This is a genomic window from Haliea salexigens DSM 19537 (genome assembly GCF_000423125.1).
GTDB lineage: Bacteria > Pseudomonadota > Gammaproteobacteria > Pseudomonadales > Halieaceae > Haliea > Haliea salexigens.
Genome location: NZ_AUHJ01000049.1, coordinates 1 through 5,562 on the forward strand (window position 1 = coordinate 1; position 5,562 = coordinate 5,562).

Below are 5,562 nucleotides of genomic sequence, written 5' to 3' on the forward strand. Positions count from 1 at the left end.
AAGCACAAAGCCGAAACCAGCGGGACCAGGGCGTTACCCGAAAGCCGGGCGCCACCGGCTGAGCTGCTCCTGGGTCTGTTTGACTGACGAGCCTGAAGGCCAACGATACCAATCAAAATGCTGCGTTCACAGCGCCGCGGCAGGGATCCGCCGTGCTGGTTGTCGGAAAAGGAGCCGCTAGTGGGAAAGAGGAGGGTAAATTTTCAGCGTTGCTGGCTCCCCGTCAGCCGGATTGGGTTGCATCGCAGGGGTGTCGAAAGAGTCAACTGCGGTCCAAAGCTGTTGGACTTGGGTGAAAAGGGCGTTTATTCTTCCTATACGTAGCTGACCCGCAAAGGCTGCGGGGTGACCAGCCTCCTGTAAGTAATTGCCGAGATTAAATTGTATGGCGCTAAAGGCTAGCATCATTGGAATGAATAAGGTCATTGGTATCCAGAAGGCTCTCGATGCAATAATTGATTTTGTCGTCCAGTCTCTCTGTGAAACGCTTTTTTTAGCCTGGCCGTGGTGCTGCTGGTTTTCGTCGGGGGGATTGACTCTGAGAATCAGGAAGTTCAACGGTACCAATACAAACAGTGTAAAGGCAGCCATGCTAAGCATAATTGTAGGTAATGCATAGACAGAGAGAGCCGTGGCGAGTAGGGGGGGGAATAATATGCCACCTACGGAAGTTCCAGTGACCGATATACCCAGCGCAAGACCTTTGTTGGTGATAAACCACTTGTTGACCAGCAGTGGCGAAATAAATGTACCCGACAATATGGTAGCAAGTGAAAATAGCAGCGCGTAAACAGCGATAACTTGCCAGTATGCATTGGCCATCGCAAGAATGCCCAGGCCCCCAGCGTACAGAATAAATCCAGCGACGATCGGTAAGCGCAGCGGTATTTTGTCGAGCCTGGGGCCAATCACGGGGCTCAACAGACTGTTAATGACCAGAAACATGACCGAAGGAATCATCAACTGGCCGACTGAGACATTGTACTGTTCCAGCCACGGCACACTGAATATCGCAAAGCTGGAAAGAGCGAAGCCAATGATAGCCGCCTGATTGATGACCGTGAGTGCGACAATGATCCAGCGGTAGTGGTTCTGCAAATGGCGCATAAAAATTATTCTTTATATTCTTTTCTAATTCAGGTATCGGTCCACGTCACACAATACTCGTGCACGCTTTACGAATGTTTTCTGTCATCTGATAACCACCTCCTCTGGAGATTGTGATCGTCTAGTCAAGGCATTTCCTCAATAAAACCAACTGTCCTCACACAGCGACCACGCCCCAGCCGGCAGCTAATTCCCGAATACCGCTAACGACTTCCCTTCCAAATAGCCAACTATATTGACTATTCTCATCTCTAGGGAAAAGCATCAATGCCGTATGGGGTGAACCCGGGCGCCTGCTTATCTCGTTGAGCATGAGCGGACGAATTAGCTCCACTCCTGCCAACCGTAACGGCATTGCCCCTATCAGAAAACGGCCAGAGGGTTAATGGGCGCTCCAGTGCCGCCTGGCACCCGAATAGGAGAGGCGACAAAAAGAAACGTGTGCCTTCCCCGTTTTGCAGCTTCTTCAGCTACTGTCTGCAGGTCGAGGCCGTCGAAAAGAATCACGCCCAAACTAGCCTGAACCAATTCATGAAACGGAGTGAATAAGCCTTCAACATTTGAAGGCATCACATCGCTACCGCCATCGGATCCGACAGCTGCAATGTCCCGTTCTTTCACCCAGGCGGCGACTGATGCATGAACACCGGCAGATCCCTCTGCCAAAACGCTCCAGTCACCCAACTCCGCAACTCTTGCCCAGCGACCAGTGCGAATCAACAACACGTCACCTGGGCCAACCGTGACACCGGTTCTTTTTTCCCATTCCTTCAGGAACTCAATCGTCAGGGCTTGGCCCGGCTCCATCCACTTCTCCTTGATGAACCTCGGGACATCCACCAACACAGCACGTGTAAAGATACCGTTAACAGCCACGTTTTCGATGCCGAGTTTATCCGCACCATCGGGTTTAAGACCGGAGACCGGGAAGCCGTTATAAAGGAAACCCTTATGAGCAAAATGGGAGAGAGCATCTATGTGTGTAAGCGCTTCGCCATGATAGTCAAAAGCGTATCTATCCGTAGCGGCGAGTTGGTGGGGCCCAAGTTCATGTATCATCAGTTTGTGGTCGAATGGAGAGTTACTGGGATATGCACCCTTAAGTTTACTCACCTCCCGGGCCAGAGAAACCGTCACTCCGTCAGTTACAAGTTTTGCGGCATTGGCGCGAATTTCAGGCGTGATTGTGTTCAGTGCGCCGAGTTCATCGTCCTTCCCCCAACGGCCCCAGTTAGAGATCCCCTTCCATAAAGCGTCGAATTCCGCCTTGGACATCGCTTTCGCCTCAGCAGGCATCCACCCAGCTTTCCCGCCCGCCCAGACCGGCACTACCAACAGTGAACCGCATAATATCGCCACCAGTATTCTAAAATTCATCTCTTGCTTCTCCTGCCTCAATACCTACATAGTGTATTTATGTTTGCATATATTGACATTATGCGCTATTAATCTACCATTTTCAACGCTGATTATGTATAATAACTACGTACGTTAATGTTCGCGCAGAATTTACCTTCGACTTCCAATAACAAACGATGAAAGGACGACACACCATGTTCAGCTCTCACGCCCTGCGTACCGCCGTTGCCGCGGCCGCCTTTGGCGCCGCCCTGACGCCCCTGGCGCAGGCCGGCGACGACCGCTTTACCATCGCGGTGATTCCCGACACCCAGAACTATCTCGATTACACCCACCAGAAGGCCGAAGGCTTCCCCTTCGATGCCAACACGATGTTCATCCAGCAGATGCAGTACATCGCCGACAACCTGGAAAGCGCGGGTGGCGAGATCGCCTTTGTCACCTCCCTCGGTGATGTCTGGCAGCACCAGACCGAAGTGATGGACGAGGACCACAAGGCCCGGGGCTTCAAGACCGCGCCCAACCCCCTGTTTGACGCCCACTTCGCGCCGACCGACAAGGTGAAGTCGGTGGAAATGCCCAAGGCCCACGAAGGCTTCGCTCTGATCGCCGGCAAGGTGCCGTTCTCGGTGGTGCCCGGCAACCACGATTACGATGCCATGTGGACCGACTCCCAGTTTCCCCCGGCCAAGGAATTCAACCCGGCGGACTGGGGCAGTCTCGGCGTACTCCACCCCGGCGGCCTGAATAACTTCCGCGAGGTGTTTGGCGCCGATACCGCGTTCTTCAAGGACCAGTCCTGGTACGTCGATTCCCACGACGGCGGAGCCGACAGCGCGCAGATTTTCAGCGCCGGCGGTTACCGTTTCCTGCACATTGGCCTGCAGTTCGATCCGCCCAATGACAGCCTGGCCTGGGCCGCGCGGGTGATTGAGCAAAACCCCGGCCTGCCGACCATCGTCTCCACCCACGACTACCTCAACACCCAGGGCGAGCGGCAGGCCAACGCCATGATCGACGGCCATAAAGTGGACCCGATCCACAACAATCCGCAGATGCTGTGGGACAAGTTCATCAGCCAGCACGACCAGATCTTCCTGGTGCTGTGCGGCCACCAGCACGCCCAGGCGACGCGGGTCGACGACAACCAGGGCGGCAATCCGGTCTGGCAGTTGCTGTCCGACTACCAGGATCGCCACCAGACCCTGATCGATGTCGGCTACGAGCTCGGCGAGTGGCCGGTGGGCGTGGGTGATGGCTGGTTCCGGCTGCTCGATTTCGACATGAGCGGCGCCGAGCCCAGGGTCCACGTACGCACCTATTCCAGCCACTACCAGGCCGGCAGCAGCGAGGTTGAGGACTACGCCACCTGGTACCGGGAGAAGGAAAAGCCGAAGGAGACGGTCGAGCAGTTCCTGGCGGGGGATGACTTCGTCATTACCCTGGAGGGCTTCCGCGCGCGCTTCGGTGCCGCCGCGGCCAACTGAGCAGTGATCATGCCGGCCCCGCCAGGGGCCGGTTTGAGTATTCATGCCGCGCGACCTTTGCCGCGGCCGGTGATTGGAGGTCCCGGGGCGGCGGCGCTACTGTCATTGCAATAATGACAAGGCGAGGAGCGCTTCGATGCGTGACACCCGCTATACCTTCTGCCGGATCTGCGAGGCCACCTGCGGTCTCGCGGTCACCGTGAACGACAATCGCGTGGAGCGCATCGAACCCGACCGCGACCACGTCGTGAGCCAGGGCTTTGTCTGCGTCAAGGGCACCCATTTTGACGCAGTGCAAAACAGCCCCGACCGGATCACCGAACCCTTGAAGCGCACCGCCTCCGGCTGGCAGCCCATTTCCTGGGACCAGGCGATGGCGGAGATCGGCGCCAAAATCCGCGCGCTGCGCGCGGAGCGGGGCGGCGACAGCATCGCCCACTTCGTCGGCTCGCCGGCCGGTGCCAATGTGCTGGCGCCGCTGTTTCGCAACGCCTTTTTCAAGGCGCTGGGCTCGCGGCGTTTCTACGGTACGCCGACCACCGATACCACCAACAAGTTTCGCGTTAACGAGGATATGTACGGCTCGCCGTTCCGGCTGGCCTTTCCCGACGTGAATCACTGTGACTTCCTCATGGTGATCGGCGCCAACCCGGCGGTGTCGGGCAACACGCTCTACCACCTGCCGCGTGCCAAAGGCCGCATGCGGGACATCGTCAAGCGCGGCGGCCGGGTGGTGTTCATCAACCCGCGGCGGGTGGAGACGGCGGCGGCGGGGGAGCACTACTTTATTCGCCCGGATACCGACGTCTATTTCCTGGCCGCCTTTCTCAACGAGCTGATGCAGGGGGGCGGCGTCGACATGGACCGGATTGACGCCTACTTCACCGGCTACCAGGCCCTGCGCGACAGCGTGTCCGGGTGGAGCGCGGAGCGTCAGGCCGAGGTCACCGGGATTGCCGCCGACACCCTGCGGGAACTGGTCGCCGCCCACCGCGCCGCCAATGGCGCGGCCCTGTACATGGCCACCGGGGTGAACCAGGGCCGCCACGGCACCCTTTGCTTCTGGCTGCTGGAGGCGATCAATGCGGTGTCCGGCAATCTCGATGCCCGCGGCGGTACGCTGATGGGGGAGGGGCTGTTCGACATGGCGCGGGAGGTGAACGAGGCCGGCGACCTGCTGCTGGCCCACGAGCGCAAGGACGGCTTTCCCACCGTGGTGGGCAACCATCCCTCGGGCATGCTGGCGGATGATATCCTCGGCGGCGAGGTGCGCGCGCTGATTGTCGAGGCGAGCAATCCCTTTCTCGCCTGCAGCAACCCGGATGGCACGCCCGGCGGTATCCGAGAAGCGGCTGTCGTTAACACGAGGCGGCAACGTGCGCTACCAGCTCAAGACGCCGTACCGGGACGGCACCACGCACGTCATTTTCGAACCATTGGATTTCATTGCAAGGCTGGCCGCCCTGGTACCGAAGCCCAGAGTCAACCTAACCCGCTTCCACGGGGTGTTCGCACCCAACAGTCGGCACCGGGCGTTGGTCACGCCGGCAAAACGGGGCAGGGGCAACAAGGTCAGGGTGGCTGATGAACCGGCAACACCAGCACAACG

3 protein-coding genes and 2 pseudogenes are annotated in these 5,562 nt (G+C 58.2%); 3 read left to right on the forward strand and 2 right to left on the reverse strand.

Features of this window, described 5'->3' with window-relative positions; translation table 11 throughout:
- Window positions 1-177: 177 nt before the first annotated feature.
- Complete coding sequence (locus G533_RS22980) at window positions 178-1,107, reverse strand: MFS transporter (protein WP_035529223.1); 930 nt, start codon at window positions 1,105-1,107, stop codon at window positions 178-180.
- Between the two features lie 363 nt (window positions 1,108-1,470).
- Window positions 1,471-2,484, reverse strand: coding sequence for a cyclase family protein (locus G533_RS0118990; protein ID WP_051230694.1), 1,014 nt, complete (start codon window positions 2,482-2,484; stop codon window positions 1,471-1,473).
- Window positions 2,485-2,660: 176 nt separating this feature from the next.
- Here G533_RS0118990 and G533_RS0118995 point away from each other — a divergent pair, with 176 nt between their 5' ends.
- The 3 genes and pseudogenes from G533_RS0118995 to G533_RS24305 form a co-directional block, all read left to right on the forward strand.
- Window positions 2,661-3,953 (forward strand): metallophosphoesterase, encoded by a 1,293-nt coding sequence (locus G533_RS0118995; protein ID WP_027951271.1) that lies wholly within the window; start codon window positions 2,661-2,663, stop codon window positions 3,951-3,953.
- Between the two features lie 136 nt (window positions 3,954-4,089).
- Window positions 4,090-5,064 (forward strand): annotated as a pseudogene (locus G533_RS24300) (molybdopterin-dependent oxidoreductase); the annotation flags it as partial.
- Between the two features lie 211 nt (window positions 5,065-5,275).
- A pseudogene (locus tag G533_RS24305) lies at window positions 5,276-5,562 on the forward strand (transposase); the annotation flags it as partial.